This is a genomic window from Plantactinospora sp. KBS50 (assembly GCF_002285795.1).
In the GTDB taxonomy this organism is placed as follows: domain Bacteria; phylum Actinomycetota; class Actinomycetes; order Mycobacteriales; family Micromonosporaceae; genus KBS50.
This window is the reverse complement of sequence record NZ_CP022961.1, coordinates 5898031-5924272: the sequence shown is the minus strand read 5'-3', so window position 1 is coordinate 5924272 and position 26242 is coordinate 5898031. Positions and strand designations below refer to the sequence as shown.

Below are 26242 nucleotides of genomic sequence, written 5' to 3'. Positions count from 1 at the left end.
CGGAGTCACATGGAGACTCCGGCTGTGGTCCTGGGCTGGGCGAACAGGGGTCCGGGGAACGTGGGTGAACGTGGGCCACTCCCTGCCACCCCAGGTGAACCCCCAGGTCGCTAGACTGGGCCCTCGCGCCCTCGTAGCTCAGGGGATAGAGCATCGGTTTCCTAAACCGTGTGTCGCAGGTTCGAATCCTGCCGGGGGCACCTCGATACGCAGGAGAAACGCCCGCCCGGAACTCCGGATCGAACTGGCGTCTCGTCTCAGCCATGAACCTCTATCCCTCAAGCTCTGGCCTCCACGCTACGAGGGGAAGGGCAGTCGGCGCATACCCAGCCGTAGGGGGTTTCTCGGTTCGGCCGCCTTCGCCGCATCGCTTGCACGCTCGCCTTCGCGTCGGACGGACGGTGGCCGGTGGAAGGTCGGGCGCGGGTTCGCCGACCGCTCGTCGTTCGCGGTGACGTTGCCGTTTGGGTGAGGCCATGTGGCTCCTAATCGGTGCTGTCGGTGGTCGCGTCGGTTAGGCGGTGTTGTCGGTTGCCTGGTGTAGGCGTCGGCGGGTGTCATCGAGAATCTGCCGGCGCTGCTCGGGGGGCAACTGCTCGTGCCACTGGCGGAACTGGTTGATGGCGTCGGTGAGCGGGGTGGCGTAGGCGTCGCTGGACGCGGCGGAGCGGAGGGTCGTGCGGCCGTCCAGGACGTTGCGGGCGAGTTCGGCGAGCGTGGGTCCGCCGGTTCCGTCGGCGAGCTGGCGGAGGGTCTTTTTGATGTCGCGGGCGATTGCTGGGTCTCCGGTCATCTCCTCCAGGTCGTGGTCGAGGCGGTCTCGGGGCATGTCAGGCTGCGGGTGGGGTGTATGAGACGGCGGGTAGGGGGATGGATCCAAGGCCTCCGCCTCCTTGGTAGATGAGATCGATGGCGATGCCGAAGAAGCTGAGGATGGCTGTTCCGGCGGTGTTGATGATGATGGATGCCTGGTTGATGAGTTTGAGCATGTCGGTCACGATCAGCGCTGCCGTGCCGTAGCCGGCGAGGGCGCCGATGCCGGTCTCGGCGGTGATGGTGCCGGCCGCGGCGGCGATGCCGGCGAGGATGGCTTTGTCGGCCAGGGCTTGCAGGATGTTGCCGAGTTGGTTGGACATCTGCCAGGCGCCCGTGGCGGCTTTGTGGTACCGATCGCGCAGGTCGGTCAGGGCGTACTGCTGGCCGCTGACGCTGCTGGCCAGGTGGGAGAAGTATCGGTAGGCGGCGTCGTTGGCATTGCCGTCCCAGGAGGCGTCAAGGGCAATGACGCCGGCCTGGATGTTGATGCCGATCTGCTGCAGGCATTCGGCAAGGTGGCCGAGGGCGTCGCCGAACTTCCACATCGCGGCCCAGTCGCCGCCGATCCAGTCGGTCATCCAGCCGAAGACGTCGGTGCCGGTGAGGTCAGCGATGGCAGAGTTGATCCACGCTGACGGGCTGAGGTAGTTGAAAAGGTCCAGCGGGTTGGCGAATCCCTGGCTGATGCTGGCTTCGGGTTCGCCGGGCTCGACCAGAAAAATGGTCGCGTCGTTCATGGAAGCAACCTCCGGCCGGGTGACCTAGTGCCTCGTCATGCGGCCTTGAAGGGGTAATCCGGGTGGCGGATCTTGGACTTGGTCGCGTATCCCGTTTTCGGGCGGGCCTGCTGGTTGTGCCAGCGGATGTAGTCACCGATCGCGGCGTCCTGCTCGGCGTGGGTGCGGTGGTCGGTGCCGTTGAGGGTGAAGTAGCGCAAAGCGGCGAACTCGGCTTCGATCCAGTTCAGCCAGGAGCTGTAGGTCGGCAGGAAGACCAGCTCAACGTCGTTGGCCTGGCACCAGGCCCGCACGGTGGGGTGCTTGTGTGGGGAGAAGTTGTCCAGGATCAGGTGCAGCGTCTGCCCTGGCCAGCGGCGCCGCAGGCTCTTGAGGAAGTCGAGGAACTCGCTCGATCGTTTCCGGTCCCGGATCCGGTAGTGGATTCGTCCGGTGGCCAGGTCGAGGCTGGCGATCATGTGCCGGACACCGTGGTCACGGTGGTACGTCGCCCGGAGTCGGACCGGTTTGCCCTGCGGTTTCCAGGCTTTGCCCGGCCGGGGCTGCAGGTTCAGCGGCCCGAACTCGTCGACGCAGATGACCCGGCCGCCGGCCGGTGGATGGTCGTAGAGGTCGAGGACCCGGCGCATCTTGGCGGTGAAGTCCGGGTCGTTGCTGGCCTTCCACGTCTTCGACGTCTGCCAGGTGACGCCGCGTTCGTGCAGGATCCGCCGGACGGTCTCGATGCTGATCGTGTCCACCTGGCCGGTGGCGATCAGGTAGTCACGCAGCTTGGACAGCGACCAGGTCGTAAACGGCTGGCCGAGGAAGCGGGGGTCACACCGGGCGATCACGCAGATCCAGTCGCGGGTCTGCTCATTGATCTTGTTCGGTGTGCCCCCTGTCCATTTTGGGTCCAGCGCGTCGAACCCCCGCTCGTTGAACGCGTGGACCACGTCGCGGACGTAGTCCTCGGTGGCCTTGAGCAGGTACGCGATGTCGGGCACCGGCTGGCCCTGGCCAGACATCAGAACCACGATCGCCCGGCGCAGCTTGACCGGGTTCTTCGCGGTCCGCGTGATCTTCTGCAGCCGCTGGCCCTCGGCCATCGACAGCGCCCGCACGAACACTTCCGGGCGTCGTCCCACCCGGCATCACCTCCCACACCAACAGCGAGAGGGACAGCCTGCCCGAAACGGCCCCCGAACCAACGGATTACACCGCCAACGTCCAAAGACGAGGCACTAGTCGCGGTTGGGGGCGGGCCGGGGTACGGCCGGGTAGCTGGCGTCGATCCTCGCCGCAGCCTGGTCGTCGGTGCGTTCGTAGCCGGCTGCGACTTGAAGCAGGGCCAAGCTGGAGGTATCGGTAAGCCGGGCGAGGCGGTCAAGCAGCAGGTCCAGCGCGGCCATGACGTGCCGGTGTCCGGGAGCCGCCTTACCGAACAGGCCGCTGTCGTGCAGGCTGAAGGAGCCATGATGGGTGATGTATCGCTTGGCCTCTTCGGCGGCTTGTCGGGCCTCGTCGAGCTGGGCGGCGTAGGTCCGCAGTGCCTCGGGGTGGACGGTGAAGGTCACGAGTTTGCCTCGCCGAGGATGAGCGCGACCGCGATAACCAGCACAAAACCGGTACAAGCCAGCAGCAGGCTGCGCCACCAGAGGCGCTTGCCGATGTCCCGGTCGGAGGTGCGATGCAGCCGTATCGCGGCGATCACGGCAGGGGCGAACAGGAACGCCGGTAGCAAGAGCAGCGGCCACCCCCACAGGGGGATGGGTTCGCCGGCGGCGGTGGACACGGCCATTCCGAACGGGAACAGCACGTAGATGCCAGCGAGGAGCAGGGCGAACTTTCCCGCGAGGCGTTGCATCTCTGACGTCGGATCGATCACGACGCCCCTCCCGTAGCGACAACGATGCACGTCACGCTAACAGAACGCAACCGTCTAGTGCCTCGTCTTTGGACGTTGGCCGTGTAATCCGTTGGTTCGGGGGCCGTTTCGGGCAGGCTGTCCCTCTCGCTGTTGGTGTGGGAGGTGATGCCGGGTGGGACGACGCCCGGAAGTGTTCGTGCGGGCGCTGTCGATGGCCGAGGGCCAGCGGCTGCAGAAGATCACGCGGACCGCGAAGAACCCGGTCAAGCTGCGCCGGGCGATCGTGGTTCTGATGTCTGGCCAGGGCCAGCCGGTGCCCGACATCGCGTACCTGCTCAAGGCCACCGAGGACTACGTCCGCGACGTGGTCCACGCGTTCAACGAGCGGGGGTTCGACGCGCTGGACCCAAAATGGACAGGGGGCACACCGAACAAGATCAATGAGCAGACCCGCGACTGGATCTGCGTGATCGCCCGGTGTGACCCCCGCTTCCTCGGCCAGCCGTTTACGACCTGGTCGCTGTCCAAGCTGCGTGACTACCTGATCGCCACCGGCCAGGTGGACACGATCAGCATCGAGACCGTCCGGCGGATCCTGCACGAACGCGGCGTCACCTGGCAGACGTCGAAGACGTGGAAGGCCAGCAACGACCCGGACTTCACCGCCAAGATGCGCCGGGTCCTCGACCTCTACGACCATCCACCGGCCGGCGGCCGGGTCATCTGCGTCGACGAGTTCGGGCCGCTGAACCTGCAGCCCCGGCCGGGCAAAGCCTGGAAACCGCAGGGCAAACCGGTCCGACTCCGGGCGACGTACCACCGTGACCACGGTGTCCGGCACATGATCGCCAGCCTCGACCTGGCCACCGGACGAATCCACTACCGGATCCGGGACCGGAAACGATCGAGCGAGTTCCTCGACTTCCTCAAGAGCCTGCGGCGCCGCTGGCCAGGGCAGACGCTGCACCTGATCCTGGACAACTTCTCCCCACACAAGCACCCCACCGTGCGGGCCTGGTGCCAGGCCAACGACGTTGAGCTGGTCTTCCTGCCGACCTACAGCTCCTGGCTGAACTGGATCGAAGCCGAGTTCGCCGCTTTGCGCTACTTCACCCTCAACGGCACCGACCACCGCACCCACGCCGAGCAGGACGCCGCGATCGGTGACTACATCCGCTGGCACAACCAGCAGGCCCGCCCGAAAACGGGATACGCGACCAAGTCCAAGATCCGCCACCCGGATTACCCCTTCAAGGCCGCATGACGAGGCACTAGTCGCCTCTAGTGATTCCTGTCGGTCAGCCGTACCAAACAAGACGTCAGGAGGTGGTTGTTGGCGTGTTCACCGGACAGCCACCCCCTGCGCTGCGTCGCTGGTTAGTTACCCACGTAGATCAGGATCCCCGTGATGGCAGAGATCACCGCAGCAGCGGTTGCGACGATTCCCGTGATCTCAGCGACGGTCAGCTTGCGGCGCCCCTTGTTATCTCCCGGCTCAGACCGAGAACCGTCGGGCGACTGACTCGTTAGCCTCATTGCATCCGCAACTTTCTGGTTGTGGGGTGCAGGCGGGGCGACACTCCTCTTCACGGCGGTGTCGCCCCGCTGCCTGTGCACGGAGCGTCCTGGCCCCGCCTAGACATCAACGAGGCGGCCGTGCAAGAAGTGATTGGTCAGTCAGGGCCGTCCTCCGGAAAGTTTTGCCCATTTGGACATGGTTCATGAGACATGTCCAGCAACAGAGGTGAGGGCTTTGTCTGTTTGCTCTCAACAGCACACGGCGCCGAGTCGATCATGCAAGTTGCATATTGAAAAGATGACCTTGCAAATGATGACTACGCACAGGCGATCTAATCGGGAGAACGAACGCGGCACGCCGCCCTGAAGATGAGTGAACCCCAGAACCTCACCGCCGAGGCGGTGCCCGGGCTGCCGAGCGGTGACCGGGACAGCTTCGACCACGGCCTTCAGAGAGGGACGCCCCCGCAAGGACCGGCATTGAGCGAGGAATCCTGAACGGGTCAAGCAGCCAAGCGAGCAGCCAAACTGGCGAGCAGCAGCGGACGATCGCGGACGTGGGCATGAAGTGAGCAGAAGGGCCAGACGGAGTACCAGTGCACCGGACGGACCCAACGGAGGGTTCAACCCCGGGAAGCCTGGTGCTGAGCGTGGGGAGAGCGCCGCGCGGTAGCCGGATGCGGGCGTAGCCGCTGCGTGGGCGCGTACTGGTCCGACGGCTTGCGGCTTGCGGGTGGTTCGGGGGAGCCGAGAGCTGCATCGATGTAACGCGTTACAGAAAAAATTGCAGCAATTCGTTGACACATTCGTGGCATCGGGTGTTTTCTATGGAGCACCCGCCCCGCCACCCAGCCTCGCCACCCACCCCACCAGCGTCCGGGATCGGGCCGATCACGGACGGCTCACGATCCGACCGACGCGGCGCCCACCAGCCGCGTCCCGGTCGTGCCCGGCCACCGGAAACCGTGCCCGGCCACCGGAAACCGTGCCCGGCCGGCCGGAAAGCGTGCCCCGCCTCTGGAAAGGCAGCCCCCATGCCACAGAGCCGCCCGCCATCCTCCGCCCGATCCCCGTACCCGCGTCGGTGCGGAACCGTCGTGGCGGCCGTCGGCCTCGTCGCCGCGGTCGCCCTGCTGCCACCGAGTTTCGCCAACGCCGCCAACGAGAGCGTCGACGTCTGGCTGACCACCACCTCCGACCCGGGCGGCCGGGTGGTCAGCCGCGGGTTGCAGCAGCAGGCGCCGGTCGTGTTCACGGCGGGTGGCGGCGGCGCCAACCAGACGATCACGGTGAACGAGGGCAGCACGTACCAGCCGTTCGAGGGCGCGGGCGCCTCGATCACCGACACCGCGGCGTTCGACATCCGGGGCAGCGGCGCGCTCAGCGCGGCGACCCAGAACGACGTCATGACCAGGTTGTTCAGCCCGACCTCCGGGATCGGCATCAGCGCGCTACGCAACGTCATCGGCTCGTCCGACCTGGCCCAGAACAGCTATTCGTACGACACCACGTGCTGCGATCTCAACGACTTCTCGCTGGCCCGCGACGCGGACGTCATGGCGCTGACGAAGCAGGCGCGCAGTCTCAACCCGAACAGCATCGTCATCGGCTCACCCTGGTCGGCGCCGCCGTGGATGAAGGACAACAACGCCTACAGCCAGGGTTACCTGCAGGCCCAGTACTACAAGACGTACGCGCAGTACTTCGTCAGGTACATCCAGGGCTACGAGGCCAACGGCGTGCACATCAACTATGTCACCGAGCAGAACGAGCCCGGGTGCTGTGCCGGCTACCCGTCGATGCAGTGGCCGGTGTCGGGTCTCCAGTCGTTCGCCAGGAATGACCTCCTGCCGGCCCTGCAGAGCGCGGGGCTGAGCACCCGGTTGCTCATAGGGGACTGGAACTTCGACACGTACGACACGTGGGTGGCGCCGCTGGTGAACGACGCGGCGATCCGCAACCACCCGAACTTCGGCGGCATCGCCTGGCACGACTACGGGGGCAGTCCGGGCCAGATGAGCACGGTGCACAACCAGTTCCCGGGGGTCAACGCGTACGTCACCGAGCACTCCGGCGGCACCTGGGTCGGCAACCAGCACTCCGAGGACATGTACGACCTCATCGAGTACTTCCGCAACTGGGGTCGGTCGTGGACCAAGTGGAGTCTCGCCGTGGATCAGAACATGGGGCCGCACAACGGCGGCTGCGGCACCTGCACCGGCCTGGTCACGGTGCACCGCGGCGACTCGCGCAGCGGTCAGGTCGACTACACGGTCGAGTACTACACGATGGGCCACCTCACCAGGTTTGTCCGCCCCGGCGCCGTGCGCATCGACTCGTCGGCCAACGCCGCGATCCCGAACGTGGCGTTCCGGAACCCGGACGGTTCGAAGGCGCTGATCGCGTACAACTCCACCGGCGCCACCCAGACGGTGCGGGTCGACTGGGCCGGGCAGTCCTTCGTCTACAGCCTGCCGACCCGGACCTCCGCGACGTTCACCTGGAACACCGGCACCGGCAACCCCACCCCGACCCCGACCGCCAGTTCGACCGGCGGGGGCGGCACGCGGACCGGCGCCATCACCGGCATCGGCGGCAAGTGCGTCGACGTGGCCGGCGCCAACTCGGCCAACGGCACCGCCGTGCAGCTCTACACCTGCAACGGCACCAACGCCCAGCGGTGGACCGTCGGCAACGCCGACGGCAGCGTCCGCGCCCTCGGCAAGTGCCTGGACGTGGCCGCCGCCGGCACCGCCGACGGCACCAGGGTCCAGCTGTACGACTGCAACGGCACCGGCGCACAACAGTGGACCAACCAGGCCGGAAAGCTGGTGAACACCGGCTCCGGCAAGTGTCTCGACGCGACCGACAACAGCAGCGCCGACGGTACCCGGCTACAGATCTGGACCTGTTTCGGCGGCGCCAACCAGCTCTGGACGCTGCCCGCTTGAACCCGCCCGCTTGATCCCGTACGTCCGAACGCCCACCGCCGCCCCGCCGCCCCGCCGCCCCGTCGCCTCACCCCCGCAGGAGACCGCCATGCCCCGTACCCGGATCAGGTCGCTCGCCGCGGCGCTCGGCGCGTTGCCGCTGGCCGCCGCCGCGGCGATGTTCGCCAGCGTCGGCCCGGCAGCGGCCGCCGCCAATCCCGGACCGGGCTTCCCGGCCCACTACGCCGCGCCGTACGCCGAGATGTGGAACAGCCCGTCCTCGCTGATGGCCGCCTACAACGCCACCGGCAACAAGTACTACACGCTGGCGTTCGTCGTGAGCCAGGGCACCTGCAACGCCACCATCAACGGCGACACCCCGGTCACCGACGCCGGCTGGAACAACGCCATCAACAGTCTGCGCGCGGTCGGCGGCGACGTCATCGTGTCCTTCGGCGGTGCCGCGGGCAGCGAACTCACCTCGTGCAGCACGGTCTCGGCGATGCAGGCGCAGTACAAGAAGGTGATCGACCAGTTCAACCTGACCCGGATCGACCTGGACATCGAGGGCGCCACCCTGAACAACACGGCCGCCAACGACCGCCGCAACCAGGCGCTGGCCAACCTGCAACAGCAGTACGCGACGCAGGGCCGGACCCTCGCCGTCGACTACACGTTGCCGGTGAACCCGAGCGGGCTGGAGTCCAACGGCATCGCGCTGTTGCAGAACGCCAGGAGCCACAATCTCACGGTCAACCTCGTCAACATCATGACCATGGACTACGGCGGGGCGATGGACATGGGCCAGGCCGCGATCAGTGCGGCGAACGGCCTGCACACCCAACTCGGCCAGATCTGGACCAGCAAGTCCTCGGCCGAGCTGTGGGCGATGGAGGGCAACTGCCCGATGATCGGCGTCAACGACGTCACCGTCGAGGTGTTCACCATTCAGGACGCGCAGGAACTGGAGGCGTTCGCCGCCAGCAAGGGCATCCAGCAACTCACGTTCTGGGCGCTCGGCCGCGACAACCAGGGGTCCAGCGGCACCCCGCAGAGCAACTACCAGTTCACCACCATCTTCAGGGCCATCACCGGTGGCGGCACCCCGCCGACCAACCCCCCGACCACTGCGCCGCCGTCGGGCACGACCGTGATCCGCGGGTACGGCGGCAAGTGCGTCGACGTGGCCGCCGCCAGCTCGGCCAACGGCACCCACGTGCAGCTCTACACCTGCAACGGCACCAACGCCCAGCAGTGGACGCACACCGGCAACACGTTCCGGTCGCTGGGCAGGTGTCTTGACGTGACCTCGGCCGGTACCGCCAACGGCACCAAGATCCAGATCTGGGACTGCAACGGCACCAACGCCCAGAACTGGACCATCGGCGCCAACGGCAGCCTGGTCAACACCGGCTCGGGCAAGTGTCTCGACGTCACCGACTGGAGCACCGCCGACGGCAACCAGTTGCAGATCTGGACCTGTACGGGTTCGGCCAACCAGTCCTGGACCCTCGGCTGACCGTGCCGCACGGGGACGAGCGGCGGCGGGCGTACCCGGCCCGTCGCCGCTCGCGGCCTGCCGGACGGCCCGCTCGGCTGACCGACCGGGCCGCTCCGTGACGTAGTGCCGATACTTACCACGCGGTACGACAAATGACGGCCGGACCCGGACAATTGGCCCGTGGCCGCAGCGAGAAGATCCCCGTACGAGCCGCTTGCACCATATCTGCCGTTCGACGGCGCGCGGATCCGGCTGCTGTTCCTCGTGGCGGACACCGGCGGCGGGCACCGGGCCGCGGCCCGCGCCGTCGGTCAGGCGCTGGACCGGCGCTACCCCGGAGCCTTCGTGCGGATCCTCTGCGATCCGCTGGGCGGCCCGCAGGCCGCCCCGTTGATGCGCTGGATCACCCGGCTGTACGCGCCGTCCATCCGGCTGGCCCGCTGGACCTGGGCGCTGGCGTACCACGGCACCAACTCGCCCGGCGCGGTCCGGTTGCTCCGGGCCACCCTGCTGCGGCTGGCGGACCCGCCGGTGGCGGCCGCGGTCGCCCGGCACCGCCCGGCCGCCGTCGTCTCGTTCCACCCGCTGACCGGTACGGCGGCGGTGCGCGCCCGGGACGGCCGCGCCCCCGCGACGCCCGTCGTCACCGTCGTGACCGACCTGGTCACCGCCCACGCGAGCTGGCGGGACGCCGACGTGGACCGGATGGTCGTGCCGCCCACCGTCAACTGGCCGGACCGTGCCGGGGACCCGGCGACCCGGCGGATCCCGGTCGGCGTGCCGGTCGCACCGGCCTTCGCCGGCAGCCCGTTGTCGCGGGCCGCCCGCAACGCACTGCGGCGCTCGCTGGGCGTGCCCGAGGACCGGTTCCTCGTGCTGGTGACCGGCGGGGGCGAGGGCGCCGGCGGGATCGCCCGACAGATCACCGCGCTGCTGCGGCACGTACCCGACATCGCGCTGGTCGCCGTCTGCGGCCGCAACGGACGGCTGCGCCGCCGCCTGCTGGCGGTGGCCGGCCGCTACCCGCGACGCCTGGTGGTGAAGGGCTTCGTGGACAACATGCCGGACTGGCTGCGCTGCGCCGACGTGCTGGTGGGCAAGGCCGGACCCGGAACCATCGCGGAGGCCACCTGCTGCGGCACCCCGATCGTGCTCACCTCGCGGCTGCCGGGCCAGGAGCGCGGAAACGTCGCCCACGTCGTCGGTTCCGGCGCCGGTGCGTACGCGCCGACCGTGCGGGGGCTGGTCCGCACGGTCACCGACCTGTGCCGCCAGCCGGCCCGGACCGAGGCGATGCGGGCCGCGTCGGCGGGGCTCGGCCGGCCCGGGGCGGCCGAGCAGATCGCCGACCTGCTGGCCGACCTGGTCGGACTTCCCGGCGGGGTACGCGTGGACCGGCCGCCGGCCCGTCCGCTGCCGGTGTGCGGGACCGGGCGGGACCCGGTGGACCAGCTGAGGGGCCGCGGCCGCGGGCCGGAGCACCTGTTGAGCGGCCGGAGCACCTGATGAGCGGAAGGAGAGGGTTTGTGAGGGCAGACCGGCCGGAGAGCGGGCGCGGCAGGAACGCGGCATGGGCGGTGGCGGCGGCCGCCGCGCTGCCGGTGGTGGCGGAGGTCCGGGTCGCCCGGACCGAGCAGCCGCTGACCGAGCAGTGGCGCCGGGCGCCGGTACGAAAGCGCGGCTCCACCCGGCTCGGGATCAGCTTCCGACCCCGGCAGGCCGAGGCGATGGGTCTGGACCTGCGGGAGTCGCTGGACCGTCTGCTGGAGCATCCGTTCGAGGTGATCAGGCTCGGCGCGTACTGGAACAGGCTGGAACCGGAACCCGGTGCCTTCCGCCCGGAGGAACTCGACTGGCAGGTCGACGCGGCCGAACGCGCCGGCAAGCAGGTGATCATCTCGGTGGGTGCGGTGAAGAACTTCGGGTACCCGGAGTACTTCGTGCCCGACCACGTGCTCGACTCGCCGCTGCGGGAGGGCGCGCTGGTCGTCCCGGACGCGCAGGGGCCGTTGCTCGCCGGGGCCACGGCCGTGATCAACCGGGTCGTGGAACGCTACCGCGACCGTGGCTCGGTCATCGCCTGGCAGGTCGAGCACGAGGCGGTCGATCCGCTCGGCATGGAACACTCGTGGCGGCTGGCCACGGCCTTCGTCCGGCGCGAGGTGGAGACGGTACGCATCGCCGACCCGACCCGGCCGGTGATGCTCAACGGCTTCCTGCCCACGTCCCTGCCGGTCGGTGCCCAGCAGTGGTGGCGGACCCGGGACCAGGGCGACTCGCTGGCGGTCGCGCAGCTGCTGGCCGACATCGTGGGCATCGACTTCTACCCGCGGCACGCGGTGGCCGGCACCAGGGGGCGGGCCGTCTACCTCGCCGGCAGCCGGAGCCCCTGGCAGCAGCGGGTGCGGCGGTCGCTGTTCGAGTGGGCCAGCCTCGAACGCAGCCGCGCGGTGATGGTCTCCGAGGGGCAGGCGGAGCCCTGGGAGACCATCACCGACCCGCCGAACCCGTTCGCGGCGGCCGCCTACAGCTGCCGTCCCGAGCACCTGATCGAGAACTACAACCAGTGCATGTCCTGGAACGACGGTGCACCGACCCGGCTGTCGGCGTACCTGTTCTGGGGCGCCGAATACTGGCTGGCCCGCGAGCGGGACGGCGACCCCCGCTACCTGGCCGCGTTCTCCCGGGTGCTGGCGGAGTCCTGACGGCGGGTCCCGGGTCGGGCGCCGGCGCGGCACCCGACCCGGGGCAGGGTCAGCGGATCCGTTCCCGGCGGTCGTACCAGAAGGCGCCCAGGGGCAGCAGCAGCACGATGAGGACCGCGACCACGGCCGCGGCGGTCGCCGGGGTCACGGTGACCGCCCGGTCGTAGCCGGCCGTCCCGGCGTAGTAGCCGGCCCGGTTCAGCTCCACCACGTAGCGCAGCGGCATCACCCGGGACAGCGCGTCGAGGTAGCCGGGCAGGCCGTGCAGCGGGACCAGCACCCCGCCCAGCACGTACTGCGGGATGATGAGGAACTGGAAGATCTCCATCGCCGACCGCTGGTTGGGCAGCAGAGCCACGGTGGCCAGGCCGAACGCCCCGCCCAGCAGGCAGGCGGCCAGGCACGGCGGCAGCATCTGGCCCACCTGCCCGGGTCCGACGTGCACCCCCAGCAGCAGGGCCAGGACCAGCACGCAGACCCCCTGGAAGATCGCCACCGAGGACTCGCCGGCGATCTTCCCGACCACCAGGGTGAGCCGGGAGGCCGGGGTGACGAACAGCTCCCGGGAGAAGTCCGTCTGGCGGTCCTCGGCGATCGAGATCATGCCGGCCGCGGCGGACTGGAACAGCGTCGCCGCCAGCACCCCGCTGAACGCCAGCTCCGTCGCGCTGACCCCGGTGACCGCGCCCACGGTGGCCTGCAGGACGCTGCCCAGCCCCGCGATCAACAGGACCGGGAAGGCCAGGTTGACCGCCAGCCGCGGACCGTCGCGCACCAGCTTCGTCACGTCCCGCTGGGCGATCGCCAACACCGCCCACAGCGGGTACGCGCGCGAGCCGCGCGGACCCGCGTCCGCCACCGGCCACCCGCTCACCGCGCCCGCTCCAGCAACAGCAGGTACGTCTGTTCCAGGGTCGGCTGGACCATCTGCAGGTGGGTCAACTCGGTCCGCAGTGCACGGACGACGCGCTGCGCCCCGGACGGGTCGACCCGGACCCGCAGCGGCTCGCCGTCGGCGACCGTCAACCCGAGGGCCAGCAGCTCCCGGCGCAACCCGGCCCGGTCGCGGGCGTCCAGCACCAGCTCCGGTCGGGTGTGCCGGTCCTTGATGGCTGCCGGGCTGCCGTACTCGATCACCCGGCCGCGGGCCAGCACGCAGACCGTGTTCGCGGCCTCGGCCTCCTCAAGGTAATGGGTGGTCAGGAGCACCGTCGTACCGTGCCGGTGCCGTACCTGGCGCAGGTAGGCCCAGAGGTCGTGCCGCGACCGGGGATCCAGGCCGGCGGTCGGCTCGTCCAGGAACAGCACCCGGGGCCGGTGCAGCAACGCGCGGATGATCTCCAGCTTGCGGCGGGTCCCGCCGGACAGCGTCCGGACGCGCCGGCTCAGCTGGCCGTCGAGCCCGAGAATCTCACCCAGCTCGCGCACCTGGGTCCGGTAGTCGGCCGGCATCAGTCGCCACGAGGGACGCCAGGGGTACAAACCGTAGAGAATGGCGTGCAGCCGGATGTTCTCCTCGGCCGTAAGATTCATGTCCAGCGATGGTTCCTGAAACACGATCCCGACGTTGCGGCGGACCAGGTGTGGCCGCGTGAGGTCGTGGCCGGCCACCCGGACCTCTCCGGAGGTAGCGTTCAGCGTCGTCGTCAAAATCGACACAATGGTGGTCTTGCCCGCGCCGTTCGGCCCGAGCAGGCAGAAAAGCTCCCCCTCGGGCACCTCGAACGACACCCCGTCCACCGCGTTGTGTTCGGTGTTGCGGTACCGCTTGACCAGGTCACGCACCCGCACGGCAGGCGGCCGGCCGGACGTGTCGATGCTCCCGCCGGTACCGGCGGGGTCAGCGGTGGACAGCGTCACGGCCGGGCACCCGCAGCCGCCGGTACCGGGCGTCCAGGCCGCGCAGCCGCGCCAGCCCGGACAGCGTGCGGGTGACGAGCCGGACCAGCGCCCGGGGCAGGTACGGCGCCCGGACCTCGCGTTCGAAGTCGCGCATGAACAGCATCAGGTCCAGCAGCCGGGGGAACGGGCGGGCGGCGGCCTGCTGTTCCCGGGCCATCGCGGCGGCCGTCTCCAGCAGCGCCTGCATGTCCAGCGCCGGGCGCGTCTCCACCAGCACGTGCGTGGGTTCCGGTCCAGCGTTCGCGAAGCTGTGCACCGTACCGGGCGGGACGACGACGGTACGCCCCACCTCGGCGATCGTCCTGCGGCCGCCCACCCGGAACCGCATCCGGCCCGCCAGAATGGTGAACCGTTCCTCCTGCTCCGGGTGGGCGTGGCTGCTGGGCACCCGTCCGCCCGGAGCGAGCAGGAGTTCCCAGGCCAACAGTTCGCCCCCGGTCTCCGACGCGCCGGTACGGATGACGATGCGCTCACCGCTGAGCGGGTTCTCGATCACCGTACGGTGGTGTGGCGCGCCGGGCTCCGTGGCCTCCGACGCGGTGGCGATGCTGCCCCGGTGCCGCTCGTCGGTCATGCCCGCAGCCTAGGCACGGCGCGCGTGCGTCGCGTCCGCCTCGGGCCGCAAGCGGGCTACCGTGTTCCGCTGATGGGAGCGCGCCGGCCTACGCAGGTCGACGTACCGGACCCGTCGTCCGCTGCTCGTCCGCTGCTCGTCCGCTGCTCGTTCGCCGATCCGCGGCCCGATCCGCGGTCCTGTCCACGGTCCTCTCCCGGCCCCGCCCACGGTCTTCTCCCGGCCCCGCCCCGCCCCGCCCGCGGTTCCGTTCCGGCTCCTGCCCACGGTCCTCTCCCGGCCACGCCCGCGGTTCCGTTCCGGCTCCTGCCCACGCTCCCGGTTTGCCTGGTCGTGGTCCTGTCCGTGGTCCGGTCGGCGGTGCCGCGTCGTTTCGTCTGGTGGTCGCGGTCCGCCGGGCGCGCGTCCGGCGTTGGCCCGCAGTTGTCGCAGCTAGGCCGCGCCGACCGGCGTGTCGCGGCGCCGACCAGAGGTCTGTGCGACTCGCTTTGCTCTGCTGCCCTGGACGCGACACTCCTGCGGTCGGGTCGGGTCGGATCGGGTCGGGCCGGGTCGGGTCGGGTCGAGCCGGGTTGGGCCGGGTCGAGCCGGGTTGGGCCGGCGCCGGTGGTGAGGTTGTCCGTGCTGCTGGAGGCCACCGCGGTGTCCGCGTTGATCTGCAGGCGGGTGTGCCTGCCACCTGCTCTGCTGTCCTGTGCGGCTCTGCTGGTGTGCTCGCCACCTGTTCCGCTGTCCTGTGTGGGCTTGCTGGCGGGTGGATCAAGCATCTTCGCTGAGGTGGCGGCCTGCTCGGGCGGGTGGCTCCGGGTCGGTCTGGGCGGCTGGGGGAGGAGCCTGTTCTCGCAGCGAAGCGCCCGCGACAACGTCGACGGCGCGGAGGTGACCCAGCGCTGCGGCGGCCGGGGTCTGGGTCGCCGCGTACCCGGGTCGGCGTACCACTGGTGGAAGTGTGCAGACTTGTTGTCGCTGGGGCGACAACAAGTCTGCACACTCCGGCAAGACGCTCCGGCAACCCCGACGCCGTCCGGAGTGCCCCGCTCGTTCCTGCTCTGCTGCCCTCCAGGTAACCCTTGGCGGGCCCTTGGCGTCCGGCCCGTCGGCCCGTCGGCCGGTCGAAGGCCGGGTCGTCGAGGTCGAGCCGTCGAATCGTCGAGCCGTCGAATATCGCCTGCTGCGTGGAGGGCAGCAGAGCAAAGCGAGTTGAAGAAGGCACCTCGACCGGCCTCGACCCGCCCCGACTGACCTCGGTCGGCCCTCGGATTACCGCGTATGGGCTGCTGGGAGATGGTCCGCGTCGGACGGTCGCCGCCCCGAGGATCCGCCGCGCCCCGGTCCGATGTTCCAACTTGTGAGAGCGACCGGCCGGGCGGCGGCGGTCGGTTCCCGCCCTTCGGGACCGAGCATCCCGGGCGGTATTGCGGATCTGGACCGGTTCGCCGACCCGTTCGCCAACCGGGACGCGGACCGGGACGCCGACCGGGACGCCGACCGGGACGCCGACCCGTTCGCCGACCGGGACGGCGGCCGGTTCGCCGACCGGGACGCCGGATGGGACGCGGTCGAACGGCTGCTGCGGGCGTGGACCGCTGCTTCCCGGGTCACCGGCGCCGCGGAGGAGCCGGAGCACCGGACGGGAGCGGAACGTCAGGTGGCATGGCAGCACCGCCGGGCGGGAGCGGAACGTCGGGTGGCATGGCAGCACCGCCGGGTGGCAGCGGAGCACCGCCGGGGACCGGGGCACCGGACGGGGTGGGAGCACCGCCGGGGATCGGGGCACCTGCGGGTGGTATCGCAACGCCGGCCGGAGGTGCCGCCCCGGCCGGTGGTGCGGGCTCCTGGACGATGCCGAGTTCGATCAGGATGCGCGGGAAGTCGTCGCTGATCCACGATTCCTGCACCTGGCCGTCCGCCACCCGGTGCAGGTCCACGCCCTGCACCACGAAGGTGCGGCCGGTCGGCGGGATCCACATCAGCGGCCCGGTGTGCGTGCCGGTGGTGCGGAACCGCAGCGTCACGTGGTCCCCGTCGCCGAGCAACTGCTGGATCGTGCAGGTGAAGTCCGGGAAGGCCCGCTTCCAGAACTGCACGGCCATCCGGAACGCCTCGGGGCCGCGGGGCAGCGCCAGCCCCGCCGTGTGTACCTGGTAGTCCGGCGAGAAGACCTTGTCGGTGAAGCCCAGCTCGCCCTTGTTCAGTCCCTCTTCCGTGATGAAGCGGACCAGTTCCTGGTTGGATCTGGACACCTGCCACCCCCAAATGTCTGCTGTGTTCGGTAGGTCGGTAAGGCTGTGTTCGGTGCTCCGTGAGGTATGTGCTGGCTGGCGCGGCCACACGCCGCTAGTCCGGAGCGGAGAGGTCCGCCCACAGCCGGCGCTCCCGCGCCGACAGGCGGCCGGGCGGCGGCACGCGTTCCGGGTGTCCGGGCGCCGGACCGGCCAGCGGTCCGCGCGGTTCCGGCGCACCATGCCCGCCGATACCGCTCGTGCCGCCGCTACCGTGCGTACCGCCGCGACTGCCCGCGCTGCCGCGACTGCCCGCGTCGCCGTCCGTACCGGCGCGGCCGTCGCCGTCGCTACCGTCCGTACCGGCGCGGCCGTCGCCGTCGCTCGGGGGCGGCCAGTACGGCGCCAGGATCACCAGGTGCGGCGCGAGCCGGAAGAACTGGTCGGCCAGGCGACGGCCGACGCGTCGCAGCGCTCCGACCATTGTCCGTACCGCTCGTCGCATGGCGGCTCTCCTCCTCGTCGCCGATCCGGCCGTACCGGGATCGCCCGCCGGCCGGCCCGTGTCGTGCCCGGGTCGGCCGTGGGCCACCCGCCGCCGGTGGGCGGCGGGTGGCCCGGCCGGCAAGGTCGGCAAGGTCGGCTGCTCAGCCGGCCGCGGCGGGCTCGGTGGTCCGCTCCGCCGCGTCGATCGCCGCGAGCAGCTGCTGCCGGCTGGCGCCGGGCAGCTGGGGCGGCGGACCGCCGGCCAGCGCCCTGCCGATCCGCGCCCGGCTGTCGTCGTCGGCGTAGAGCGTGGCCGGCGGGCGGAGCATCATCATCACGTTCGCCACCCGGCGCCAGACTTCGGCGTCCCGGGTGGACGCGGCGACCGCCAGGCCGAACGTGACGATGCCGGCCGGTGGACGCTGCGGCGGGCGTCCGGCGGCGGCCGCCTCCCAGAGTGCGGCCCGGGCACGGTCGTTCGCCCGCGCCTCCTCCAGCCAGGGTCGCATCAGCCGACCGGTACGCCGGACGAACTCGCGGCTCTGCTCCTCGTCCACCTTCGGGTGCTCGGCGAGCAGGTCGGCGAGCTGGAAGGCGTGCGCGAACCCGAGCGAGATGCCGCGGCCGTACGCCGGGTTGGTGGTGCACACCGCGTCACCGACGCTGAACAGCCCGGCGGCCTGCGGTCCGTCGACCTCGGGAAGCCGGATCTCGTTGTCCAGGCCGCCCATCGCGTACACCGGGGAGATCGGCTCCGAATTCCCCGGCGCCACCCAGCCGGCCAGCAGCGGGGTGGCGCGGAGCGCCGCGGTGAAGGCCGCCGGTTCGCGCAGCCGCTTCAGCTCCGTGTCGTCCGGCAGTACGCCGAGCGAGATCGAGAACGTGCGGTTGTCGCCGAGGAACAGCACCGCGGTGTAGCTGTCCCAGGTGCCACCGGCGCCGAAACCCCGGTTCAGCGGTCCCGGCGGCCGGTCCGTGAGCATCCGGTAGTGCCGGGTGTAGTAGACGATCCGGGCGCTCTCGCTGTCCGTGGCCGGCGCGGGCAGCCCCAGCTCGGCGAGCCAGGTACCGATCGCCGAGCGCCGGCCGGTCGCGTCGACCACGATGTCGGCGCGCCGCACGTTGCCGTCGGCCAGGCGTACGCCGACCACCCGGTGCGGATCGTCCTCCGCGGCCAGCAGGCCGCGGACGGTGGCGCCGGTGCTCAGCGTGACACCCGGCCGGGACAGCGTGCGCTGGCGCAGCACCAGTTCGAAGGTGGACCTGCGGGTGACCACCATCCGCAGGTCGTCGTCCGCCGGCTGGCGCTGGAAGTTCTCCAGGGTGGGCGGCACGTGGTCGGCCAGGTTGATCTCCCGGCCGCCGGCCGCGAGCAGTCCCTGGTGTACGTCCGGCGCGCGGTCGCGCAGCAGGTTGCACAGCAGCGACGCGAACGCGTGCGAGTGCACGCTCTGCGGGACCGTCGGGCGCTGCCAGGCCGCGGCCTCGTCCACCGTGTCCGGCAGCGGGCCGGTGACCCGCTCCAGGAGTTCCACCTGGTGTCCCTGGTCGGCCAGCGCCAGCGCGGTCGCGAGGCCGACGACGCTGCTTCCCACGATGATGATTTTCATGATCTGACCACCGTTCCTCAGGCCGCGGCCGTCACAGGTTCCAGAACGCGTCGACGGCGTAGACGTCGTTGGGATAGGTCCAGAATTCGGCGATCTTGCCGTCCTCGATGCGGGCCACGTTCACGAACGGCATCTCCAGCACCTGCCCCTTGCGTTCGTACCGGGTGTGCAGCAGGGCGAAGGCGTGGTTGTCGCTGGCGCCGATCTCGCGCGTCTCCATGTGCAGCTTGCCGTCGGTCAGCTCGAACATCTTCTGCGCGAAGGCGGTCGAGTCGGCCAGGCCGTGATGCTCGCCGGAGAGCGGGTTGTTCCCGGGGTAGTGGTGGACGGCGTCCTCCTTCCAGTAGCTGCCCGCGGTCTGGACGTCGCCGACTCCGAACGCGGCGTACACCTTGCGCATCAGCTCGACGTTCGGGTGCTCGTTGATGTTGACCATGGTCGACTCCTTCATCGGTGGGCGGCGGAATCCGAGGCCAGGGCCGGCTCCCGGCGGGTACTGCGGACGGCGGACACGATCTGCTCGACGGACGGGGTGTACGCGTTCTCCAGGACCGGGCTGAACGGTGGCGGTGCGTGCGGCGCGGTGACCGTGCGGACCGGGCCGCGCAGCGACCCGAAGACCCTGTCGGCGGCGAGGGCGGCGATGTCCGCGGCGAAGCCGCACCGCGGGTTGGACTCGTCGACCACGACCAGGTGGCCGGTGCGCTCGACCGAGCCGAGGATGGTGTCCTCGTCCAACGGCGACAGCGTGCGCGGGTCGATCACCTCGCAGGACAGGCCCGAGTTGGCAAGTTCCTCGGCGGCCGTCAGCGCGTACTGCACCATCCGGCCGACCGCCACCACCGTGCAGTCGTCGCCCGGCCGGACCACCCGGGCCTGGCCCAGCGGGATCTCGTACGGCTCCTCCGGAACCTCGCCGGGCACGAAGTAGAGCATCTTGTGCTCGAAGAAGACCACCGGGTCGTCGTCCCGGATGGCGGCGATCATCAGGCCCTTGGCGTCCGCCGCGCTGGCCGGCGCCACCACCTTGAGCCCCGGGATGTGGGTGAACACCGAGTGCAGGGCCTGGGAGTGCTGGGCGCCCCGGCGCAGCCCGGTGCCCCACATGGCGCGCAGCACCAGCGGCACGCTGGCCTTGCCGCCCACCATGTACCGCAGCTTCGCGGCCTGGTTGAGGATCTGGTCGAAGCAGACGCCGGCGAAGTCGATGAAGAGCAGGTCGGTGACCGGGCGCAGCCCGGTGGCGGCGGCGCCGACGGCGGCGCCCACGAACGCGGCCTCGGTGATCGGGGTGTCCAGGACCTGATCCGGGAACTTCTCGTGCAGCCCCTGGGTGGGTCCCCACGCGTTGCCGAGCCGTCCCTCGCAACCGGTGCCGCCGATGTTGTCCTCGCCGAACACCAGCACCCGGGGGTCCCGGCGCATCTCCTGCTCCAGCGCCTCGCCCACCGCCTTCAGGTAGGTCAGCTGTCTGGCCATGGCGTCTCCTCAGTAGTTGACGTAGACGTCGGTCAGCAGGCTGTCGACGTCGGGATCTGGTGCGCTGCGGGCCGCCGCGACCGCCCGCTCCACGTCCTGCCGGACGCTTGCGTCGATCGCGGCGATCTGCGCCGCGTCGAGCTGCTGTTCCGCGGTGACCCGATCGAGGAAGAGCTGGATGCAGTCGTGTTCGGCGCGGATCCGGTCCACCTCGCCGGCGCCGCGGTAGGCCTGCTGGTCCCAGCCCTCCATGTGGCCGAAGAAGCGCTGCGCCCGGCACTCCAGCAGCGCCGGCCCGTGGCCGTCGCGGGCCCGCCGCACGGCGTCCGCCGCGGCGGCGCGGACCGCGAACACGTCGTACCCGTCGACCACCCGGGCCGGGATCCCCTGGGCGGTCGCCCGGGCCGCGACGTCCATCCCGCCCAGGTGGAAGGCGGTTCCGGTGGCCTGGGCGTAGCCGTTGTCCTCCACCACGAACACCACGGGCAGCCGCCAGACCGCGGCCAGGGTGAGGCTCTCGGCGAAGGCCCCCTGGTTCACCCCGCCGTCCCCGACGAACGCGACGGCCACCTGTCCGCTGCCGCGGACCTTCGCCGACAGGGCGGCGCCGAGGGCCAGCGGCACCCCGCCGGCGGCCACCCCGTTCGCCCCGAGCATGCCGCGGTCGAAGTCGGCGATGTGCATGGAGCCGCCCTTGCCGCCGCACAGCCCGCCGGCCTTGCCGTAGAGCTCCAGCATCATCGCCGTGATGTCGCAGCCCTTGGCGATCGCGTGACCGTGGCCCCGGTGGGTGCTCGCGATGTAGTCGTCCGGACGCAGTTGCGCGCAGACTCCGGCGGCGACCGCCTCCTGGCCCGCGTACAGGTGCACGGCGCCCGGGATCTCGCCCTTTGGAAACTCTTCGTGCACCCGTTCCTCGAACTCACGAATCGTCCGCAGGACGCGGTAGACCTCGGCGATCGACGGCTCGTGGCTACTCTTCGTGCTCGGTGGACTGGTCATCCGACGCTCCTCGGGTAGGCGAAATGGCATGTCCACTAATTGTTTTGGTGAATCGGGCCGCAGAAGTGGTGCGCGCATTCGTGACGACGCGTCAGAAAGGGATCCGTGGAGACTGGTCGGTAATTTATCCGCGCCGATCGCAGAACATACCTGCGAGCCAGGTCGGCGGCAAGGAGGCCGAATATGACTCTATGTGAAGGACGCGTTGCCTCCACTTGGTGCGGCTTCCCGGCAGATGAGATGAACGCTGCGTGAATCGGCAGCTCAGGTGGCTTGATTGAGATCTTGATAGGCTGACTGATGGGTCAGCCGACGATGATCATTGCAACGGTGAGTGGTGACGTCCCAAGGTGCTCGGGCTGAATTCCCGGCGGTGCGGGGAACGGTGTAGCGAGACTGTTGAGGCGCAAGCATGCACCCCTTTAGGTTGCCCTCCGAGATGCCCGATGTTACAGTCCCCAGTGTCGATGAGTAATCCCGTTAATTAAATGTCTGGCTAGCTGCGATGCGCGGTTGCGTCGATTGCGTGCTGGTCGCTGATGAGACAGGAGCACGACGGGTGCGGATCGAATGCGATGCCAGGGTTGGCTCGAGCGAGCAGCAGACCCGGCGCCGGGGGGCGCACGACATCACCCCGTCCGGCAGCGATCGGGCGCTGCGCGATCTCAGACGGGACCTGCATGATCGCGTCGGCTCGACGTTGTCCGGAATCAAGATCCAGCTTGAGCTGGCCATGCGCCTCATCGAACAGCGTCCGGACGAGGTGGCCAGGGTCATCAGGGAGCTGTACGACGAGGCGGCCGGACTGGTGACGTACATCCGTGGCATTGCGGCCGGTCGGGACCCGGACGAGGCCATGGCGCAGGGGCCGGCGGAGTCCGGCGGCTGGGCGACCCGGTTGCGGGCGATGCTGGTCCGGATGCGGCGGGCCTTCGGGGAACGCCTGGAGCTCGACTTCCACCTGGACGAGGGGCTGGAACACGTGCCGGCCGACGTGGGCTCGGCGGCATTCTGGATCATCCATGAGGCGATCATCAATGTGCTCAAGCACTCGCGTGCCGAGCACTGTTGGATCTCCGTTGCGCTGGTGGAGGACGAGGTGCGGGTCGTCGTCCGCGACGACGGAGTGGGCCTGGTCGGCGGAGGTGTGGGGTGCGGAAACGGCACGATCAACATGATTCAGCGCGCCTGGGAGCGCGGTGGGTGGTGCACGATCGGGCCGACCGAATCGCAGGGAATGCAGGTGTCGGCGGGGCTACCGGTCCGGTTGTACGGGGAGGAACCAGACTATGGACATCGAGCACAAAACGAAGCCGGGTGTGGTTGATGTACTGATCGCTGACGACCATCCGCTCTACCGATCCGGCGTCCGGGGTCTGCTTCAAACAACCGGGACATGTCGGGTGGTCGGCGAGGCCTCGAACGGTGCGGAGGCGCTGGCACTGATCGACCGCCTGCGGCCGGACGTGGTACTGATGGATGTCAACCTTCCCGGCATCAATGGTGTCGAGGCGACCAAAATGATCGTGCATCGCAATCGGGACATTGCGGTGATCATCGTCACCATGTTGGAGGATCGGGATACGTTTCTGTCGGCCATGCGGTCCGGAGCCCGGGGCTTCCTGCTCAAGGGCGCCGGCGCCGACGAATTGAAGCTGGCCATCGCCACCGTCCAGGCCGGCAGCGTGATTTTCGACTCGCGCGTCTCCGACTGGGTCGTCGAGCATTTGACCAAACCGCCGGCGCTGCAGGATCCCTTTCCCGAACTCACCGTCCGCGAACGAGCCGTGCTGGAGCTGGTCGCCGACGGCAAGGGCAACGCCGCGATCGCCCGCGATCTCGGGCTGAGCGTGAAAACTGTTCGCAATTACCTGTCGCGGATCTTCGCGAAGCTGCGTCTCGCCGACCGGACCGAGGCGGCCGTCCGGGCTCGCCGGGCCGGTCTCGGCCACTGACCCGGCCACCGTCCCAGATCCGGTCACCGCCTCAGAGACGGCAACCGCCTCAGAGACGGCAACCGCCTCAGAGACGGCAACCGCCTCAGAGACGGCAGCACCTTCCGGTCCGGCCACGCCCTCGGAGCACCGGTCCGCCAAGCCGCACGCCGTGGCGCCGACGCGCGCCACGGCGTGCTTGCGCGTCGCGCGTCGGCGCCACCGTGGCCAGGGACGACCGCCTGGTCCGGGCCATGCCCGTTCCCCACCGATCGGGGACCGCCGGCTCACGACGGTGGGAACGTTCCGGGCGAATCTGATCGGGCACCGTCGGCCGGCGCCGTGGCACCGGCGACGCCGCCCGCCGTACGGCGGGGTTCACGGCCCGGCACCGATCACACCCGGTTGGGGATGTCCATGCACAGATCACTCATCGTCGCGAAGATCGATCCAAGCGCGGAGCGCGAGGTCGCCGAGATCTGGGCCCGATCCGACGCCACCGAACTTCCCCGGCTGGCCGGGGTGCGGCATCGGTCGCTGTACCGGCTGGGCGATCTGTACGTCCACCTGCTGGAGACCGAGGACCGGGGTGCCGAGGCGATCGAGCGAGCCCGCCAACACCCCGAGTTCGGCCGGATCAGCACCCAACTCGATCCGTTCATCACGCCGTACCTGCGCACCTGGCGCTCGCCCCAGGACGCGCAGGCGCACCGCTTCTACACCTGGGAGCCGGAGCGGAACGGACCGGCGGAATGACCGTGACCAACGACCGGCCCGCCGCCCTCGCCCCGGCCGAGCCCTGGTCGCGCTGCCTGACCTGCGGCGCGCTGGTCTACCGGAAGAAGCTGGCCCGCAACCTGAACGTCTGCCCGGAGTGCGGGCGGCACCACCGGCTGACCGCGCCGGAGCGGATCGCGCAACTGGTGGACGAGGGCACCTTCGCGCCGCTCGGCGGACGGGCGCTGGCCGGCGACGTGCTCGGCTTCACCGACGCGCGCCCGTACGCCGAACGGCTCGCCGAGGCGCGCCGGCGGACCGGTCTGGACGACGCCGTCGTCTGCGGCGCCGCCCTGATCGGCGGCATGCCGGTCTGCCTCGCCGTCATGGACTTCCGGTTCATGGGCGGCAGCCTCGGTACGGCCGTCGGCGAACTCATCACCCGGGCCGCCGAGCGCGCGCTGGCCGACCGCTGCCCCCTGCTGATCGTGACCGCCTCGGGCGGCGCCCGGATGCAGGAGGGCGCGCTGTCGCTGATGCAGATGGCCAAGGTCAGCCAGGCGCTCGGCGCGCTGGGCGAGGCCGGGCTGCTCTCGGTGAGCCTGGTGACCGACCCCACCTACGGCGGCGTGGCGGCCTCCTTCGCCACCAACTGCGACATCGTGCTGGTGGAACAGGGCGCGCGGATGGGCTTCGCCGGTCCGCGGGTGATCGAGCAGACGATCCGGCAGAAGCTGCCGGCCGACTTCCAGACCGCCGACTTCCTGCTGGCCCGCGGGCAGGTCGACGCCGTACGGCACCGCCGGGATCTGCGCGAGTGGCTGCGCCGGCTGTTCCTGGCGACCCGCGCGGTCGCCGCCGCGCCGGCGCCGGCGCAGCCGGATCCGGTGGTCGCCGAGCCGCACCGGCTGGACACCGTGGACCCGTGGCAGGCCGTCACGGCGGCCCGGGACACCGCCCGGCCCACCCTGCTGGACTACCTGCGGGAGACCTTCGACGGCTTCGTCGAGCTGCGCGGCGACCGGCTCAGCGCCGACTGCCCGGCGGTGGTCGCCGGGTTCGCGATGCTGGACTGCCGGCCGGTCGCGGTGGTCGGTCACCAGAAGGGCCACCACACCAGGGAACTGGTCAGCAGGAACTTCGGCATGCCGCGGCCCGAGGGGTACCGCAAGGCGCTGCGGGTGATGAAACTGGCCGCCCGGCTCGGACTGCCGATCGTGACGGTCGTCGACACGCCGGGGGCGTACCCCGGTCGGGAGGCCGAGGAGAACGGCCAGTCGGCGGCCATCGCGGGAAACATCCTGGCGATGTTCGGGCTCGCCACCCCGGTGATCACGGTGATCACGGGGGAGGGCGGCAGCGGCGGGGCGCTCGCGCTCGCGGTCGCCGACCAGGTCCTGATCGCGGAGCGCGGCACCTATTCGGTGATCAGCCCCGAGGGTTGCTCGGCGATCCTCTGGGGCGACGCGGCGTGCGCCCCGGACGCGGCCCGCGCGCTCCGGATCACCGCCCGCGAACTGCTCGAACTGGGCATCGTCGACGGCGTGCTGCCCGAGCCGCCGGGCGGTGCCGCGGCGGACCCGACGGCGATGGCCAGTGGACTGCGGGTCGCGCTCGGGCACGCGTTGGCCCGACTGGACCGTACCGAGCCGGACGGGCTGCTGGCCCGGCGTCGTCGCCGGTTCCGCGCCTTCGGCGCCGACGGGTCCACCGACCTGGCACCGGCACCGACGGCGGACAAGGGGTGGTGGGAGTGACCGCGGAGCAGGATCCGACGGCGGACGGCTCGCTCGCCGAGCTGCGGCAGCAGGCGCGGAAGCTGGTGAACGACCTGCCCGGCCCGTTGCGCCGGGTCAGGGTACGGGCCGGCGCGGCCGTGATCGAGGTGGAGTGGCAGGAGCCGCGTGCCGGGGGGTACCCGGGGCGGGTCGAGGAGACGGTGCTGCTGCCCGTCCCGAACGGGTCCGCCGAGCCGCCGGCCGTGGCCGGTACGGTGCTCGGCTCCCCGATGGTCGGCACGTTCTACCGGGCCGCCGCCCCGACCGACGCGCCGTTCATCGAGGTCGGCGACCCGGTCGAGGAGGGACAGACGGTCGGCATCGTCGAGGCCATGAAGCTGTTCAACCCGATCGTCGCCGAGTGCGCCGGCACCGTGGCCGAGATTCTCGTCGGCAACGGCGAGCCGGTCCAGTTCGGCCAACCCATCCTGCGGCTGGCCTCCGGCGACGGTGCGCCGGCCGCCGATCCGGAGCGGTAGGTG

24 protein-coding genes and 1 tRNA gene are annotated in these 26242 nt (G+C 70.3%); 11 read left to right on the top strand and 14 right to left on the bottom strand.

The genetic code is table 11. The annotated features are described in order from the left end of the window. Nucleotides 1–127 precede the first annotated feature (127 nt). Nucleotides 128–200 (top strand) — tRNA-Arg (locus tag CIK06_RS25585). A gap of 314 nt (nucleotides 201–514) precedes the next feature. Here CIK06_RS25585 and CIK06_RS25580 read toward each other — a convergent pair. The 5 genes from CIK06_RS25580 to CIK06_RS25560 form a co-directional block, all read right to left on the bottom strand. Continuing rightward, nucleotides 515–829, bottom strand: a complete 315-nt coding sequence (locus CIK06_RS25580; RefSeq protein WP_095566946.1) for a hypothetical protein — start codon at nucleotides 827–829, stop codon at nucleotides 515–517. A 1-nt stretch (nucleotide 830) separates the two neighbouring features. Continuing rightward, complete coding sequence (locus CIK06_RS25575) at nucleotides 831–1553, bottom strand: hypothetical protein (protein WP_095566945.1); 723 nt, start codon at nucleotides 1551–1553, stop codon at nucleotides 831–833. Between the two features lie 35 nt (nucleotides 1554–1588). Further along, complete coding sequence (locus tag CIK06_RS25570; protein ID WP_232533861.1) at nucleotides 1589–2680, bottom strand: IS630 family transposase; 1092 nt, start codon at nucleotides 2678–2680, stop codon at nucleotides 1589–1591. 96 nt (nucleotides 2681–2776) lie between these two features. Beyond that, entirely contained in the window at nucleotides 2777–3109 is a 333-nt protein-coding gene (locus CIK06_RS25565) for a type VII secretion target (protein ID WP_095566944.1), read from the bottom strand. Then, on the bottom strand, nucleotides 3106–3420 hold the full coding sequence (locus CIK06_RS25560; protein ID WP_157756938.1) for a hypothetical protein: 315 nt from the start codon (nucleotides 3418–3420) through the stop codon (nucleotides 3106–3108). Before CIK06_RS25560 ends, CIK06_RS25565 begins: the two co-directional genes overlap by 4 nt. Before the next feature lie 154 nt (nucleotides 3421–3574). On the opposite strand from CIK06_RS25560, the gene CIK06_RS25555 reads away from it, so the two are divergent. The 5 genes from CIK06_RS25555 (at nucleotide 3575) to CIK06_RS25535 (ending at nucleotide 12056) form a co-directional block, all read left to right on the top strand. Further along, nucleotides 3575–4666: an IS630 family transposase gene (locus CIK06_RS25555; protein ID WP_232533861.1), complete on the top strand. Its 1092-nt coding sequence runs from the start codon at nucleotides 3575–3577 to the stop codon at nucleotides 4664–4666. Nucleotides 4667–5954: 1288 nt separating this feature from the next. Continuing rightward, a complete protein-coding gene (locus tag CIK06_RS25550; RefSeq protein WP_095566941.1) occupies nucleotides 5955–7871 on the top strand; it encodes a ricin-type beta-trefoil lectin domain protein in 1917 nt (638 codons plus the stop codon). A gap of 88 nt (nucleotides 7872–7959) precedes the next feature. After that, complete coding sequence (locus CIK06_RS25545; RefSeq protein ID WP_095566940.1) at nucleotides 7960–9369, top strand: ricin-type beta-trefoil lectin domain protein; 1410 nt, start codon at nucleotides 7960–7962, stop codon at nucleotides 9367–9369. 162 nt (nucleotides 9370–9531) lie between these two features. Continuing rightward, a complete protein-coding gene (locus tag CIK06_RS25540; RefSeq protein ID WP_095566939.1) occupies nucleotides 9532–10857 on the top strand; it encodes a glycosyltransferase in 1326 nt (441 codons plus the stop codon). 20 nt (nucleotides 10858–10877) lie between these two features. Then, the gene (locus CIK06_RS25535) at nucleotides 10878–12056 is read left to right on the top strand and encodes a hypothetical protein (RefSeq protein WP_157756937.1); all 1179 of its coding nucleotides are present in this window, start codon (nucleotides 10878–10880) and stop codon (nucleotides 12054–12056) included. A 49-nt stretch (nucleotides 12057–12105) separates the two neighbouring features. Here CIK06_RS25535 and CIK06_RS25530 read toward each other — a convergent pair whose 3' ends face one another. The 9 genes from CIK06_RS25530 to CIK06_RS25495 form a co-directional block, all read right to left on the bottom strand. Further along, entirely contained in the window at nucleotides 12106–12930 is an 825-nt protein-coding gene (locus CIK06_RS25530; protein ID WP_095566937.1) for an ABC transporter permease, read from the bottom strand. Further along, entirely contained in the window at nucleotides 12927–13916 is a 990-nt protein-coding gene (locus CIK06_RS25525; protein WP_198348017.1) for an ABC transporter ATP-binding protein, read from the bottom strand. Before CIK06_RS25525 ends, CIK06_RS25530 begins: the two co-directional genes overlap by 4 nt. After that, the gene (locus CIK06_RS25520; protein ID WP_095566936.1) at nucleotides 13897–14532 is read right to left on the bottom strand and encodes a cupin domain-containing protein; all 636 of its coding nucleotides are present in this window, start codon (nucleotides 14530–14532) and stop codon (nucleotides 13897–13899) included. The genes CIK06_RS25525 and CIK06_RS25520 overlap by 20 nt, the downstream gene beginning before the upstream one ends. 1598 nt (nucleotides 14533–16130) lie before the next feature. Further along, nucleotides 16131–16775 (bottom strand): ester cyclase, encoded by a 645-nt coding sequence (locus CIK06_RS32050; RefSeq protein WP_198348016.1) that lies wholly within the window; start codon nucleotides 16773–16775, stop codon nucleotides 16131–16133. Nucleotides 16776–16869: 94 nt separating this feature from the next. Then, nucleotides 16870–17259, bottom strand: coding sequence for a DUF6059 family protein (locus tag CIK06_RS30315; protein ID WP_198348015.1), 390 nt, complete (start codon nucleotides 17257–17259; stop codon nucleotides 16870–16872). Nucleotides 17260–17401: 142 nt separating this feature from the next. Beyond that, nucleotides 17402–18850 carry an NAD(P)/FAD-dependent oxidoreductase gene (locus tag CIK06_RS25510; protein ID WP_095566934.1) on the bottom strand — a complete coding sequence of 483 codons (1449 nt, stop codon included), beginning with the start codon at nucleotides 18848–18850 and terminating at the stop codon, nucleotides 17402–17404. Between the two features lie 31 nt (nucleotides 18851–18881). Further along, nucleotides 18882–19286 carry a nuclear transport factor 2 family protein gene (locus CIK06_RS25505; RefSeq protein WP_095568134.1) on the bottom strand — a complete coding sequence of 135 codons (405 nt, stop codon included), beginning with the start codon at nucleotides 19284–19286 and terminating at the stop codon, nucleotides 18882–18884. A gap of 11 nt (nucleotides 19287–19297) precedes the next feature. Further along, nucleotides 19298–20329, bottom strand: a complete 1032-nt coding sequence (locus CIK06_RS25500) for an alpha-ketoacid dehydrogenase subunit beta (RefSeq protein WP_095566933.1) — start codon at nucleotides 20327–20329, stop codon at nucleotides 19298–19300. Between the two features lie 9 nt (nucleotides 20330–20338). Beyond that, the gene (locus CIK06_RS25495; RefSeq protein ID WP_095566932.1) at nucleotides 20339–21331 is read right to left on the bottom strand and encodes a thiamine pyrophosphate-dependent dehydrogenase E1 component subunit alpha; all 993 of its coding nucleotides are present in this window, start codon (nucleotides 21329–21331) and stop codon (nucleotides 20339–20341) included. Between the two features lie 559 nt (nucleotides 21332–21890). Here CIK06_RS25495 and CIK06_RS25490 point away from each other — a divergent pair. From CIK06_RS25490 to CIK06_RS25470, 5 genes are all read left to right on the top strand, one after another. Then, entirely contained in the window at nucleotides 21891–22658 is a 768-nt protein-coding gene (locus CIK06_RS25490; protein ID WP_157756936.1) for a sensor histidine kinase, read from the top strand. Continuing rightward, complete coding sequence (locus tag CIK06_RS25485) at nucleotides 22621–23286, top strand: response regulator transcription factor (RefSeq protein ID WP_095566930.1); 666 nt, start codon at nucleotides 22621–22623, stop codon at nucleotides 23284–23286. The genes CIK06_RS25490 and CIK06_RS25485 overlap by 38 nt, the downstream gene beginning before the upstream one ends. A 396-nt stretch (nucleotides 23287–23682) precedes the next feature. After that, nucleotides 23683–24021, top strand: a complete 339-nt coding sequence (locus CIK06_RS25480) for a TcmI family type II polyketide cyclase (RefSeq protein WP_095568133.1) — start codon at nucleotides 23683–23685, stop codon at nucleotides 24019–24021. Then, nucleotides 24018–25739 carry an acetyl-CoA carboxylase, carboxyltransferase subunit beta gene (accD, locus tag CIK06_RS25475; protein ID WP_095566929.1) on the top strand — a complete coding sequence of 574 codons (1722 nt, stop codon included), beginning with the start codon at nucleotides 24018–24020 and terminating at the stop codon, nucleotides 25737–25739. Before CIK06_RS25480 ends, accD begins: the two co-directional genes overlap by 4 nt. Next, nucleotides 25736–26239 carry a biotin/lipoyl-containing protein gene (locus CIK06_RS25470; protein ID WP_232533859.1) on the top strand — a complete coding sequence of 168 codons (504 nt, stop codon included), beginning with the start codon at nucleotides 25736–25738 and terminating at the stop codon, nucleotides 26237–26239. The genes accD and CIK06_RS25470 overlap by 4 nt, the downstream gene beginning before the upstream one ends. Nucleotides 26240–26242 lie beyond the last annotated feature (3 nt).

Excerpts from the sequence above, each read along its gene's own strand:
- CIK06_RS25495 (WP_095566932.1), bottom strand. The coding sequence starts at position 21,331 with ATGACCAGTCCACCGAGCACGAAGAGTAGCCACGAGCCGTCGATCGCC.
- CIK06_RS25520 (WP_095566936.1), bottom strand. The coding sequence starts at position 14,532 with ATGACCGACGAGCGGCACCGGGGCAGCATCGCCACCGCGTCGGAGGCC.
- CIK06_RS25500 (WP_095566933.1), bottom strand. The coding sequence starts at position 20,329 with ATGGCCAGACAGCTGACCTACCTGAAGGCGGTGGGCGAGGCGCTGGAG.
- CIK06_RS25485 (WP_095566930.1), top strand. The coding sequence starts at position 22,621 with ATGGACATCGAGCACAAAACGAAGCCGGGTGTGGTTGATGTACTGATC.
- CIK06_RS25505 (WP_095568134.1), bottom strand. The coding sequence starts at position 19,286 with ATGGTCAACATCAACGAGCACCCGAACGTCGAGCTGATGCGCAAGGTG.
- CIK06_RS25550 (WP_095566941.1), top strand. The coding sequence starts at position 5,955 with ATGCCACAGAGCCGCCCGCCATCCTCCGCCCGATCCCCGTACCCGCGT.
- CIK06_RS30315 (WP_198348015.1), bottom strand. The coding sequence starts at position 17,259 with ATGCGACGAGCGGTACGGACAATGGTCGGAGCGCTGCGACGCGTCGGC.
- accD (WP_095566929.1), top strand. The coding sequence starts at position 24,018 with ATGACCGTGACCAACGACCGGCCCGCCGCCCTCGCCCCGGCCGAGCCC.
- CIK06_RS25575 (WP_095566945.1), bottom strand. The coding sequence starts at position 1,553 with ATGAACGACGCGACCATTTTTCTGGTCGAGCCCGGCGAACCCGAAGCC.
- CIK06_RS25480 (WP_095568133.1), top strand. The coding sequence starts at position 23,683 with ATGCACAGATCACTCATCGTCGCGAAGATCGATCCAAGCGCGGAGCGC.
- CIK06_RS25580 (WP_095566946.1), bottom strand. The coding sequence starts at position 829 with ATGCCCCGAGACCGCCTCGACCACGACCTGGAGGAGATGACCGGAGAC.
- CIK06_RS25545 (WP_095566940.1), top strand. The coding sequence starts at position 7,960 with ATGCCCCGTACCCGGATCAGGTCGCTCGCCGCGGCGCTCGGCGCGTTG.
- CIK06_RS25510 (WP_095566934.1), bottom strand. The coding sequence starts at position 18,850 with ATGAAAATCATCATCGTGGGAAGCAGCGTCGTCGGCCTCGCGACCGCG.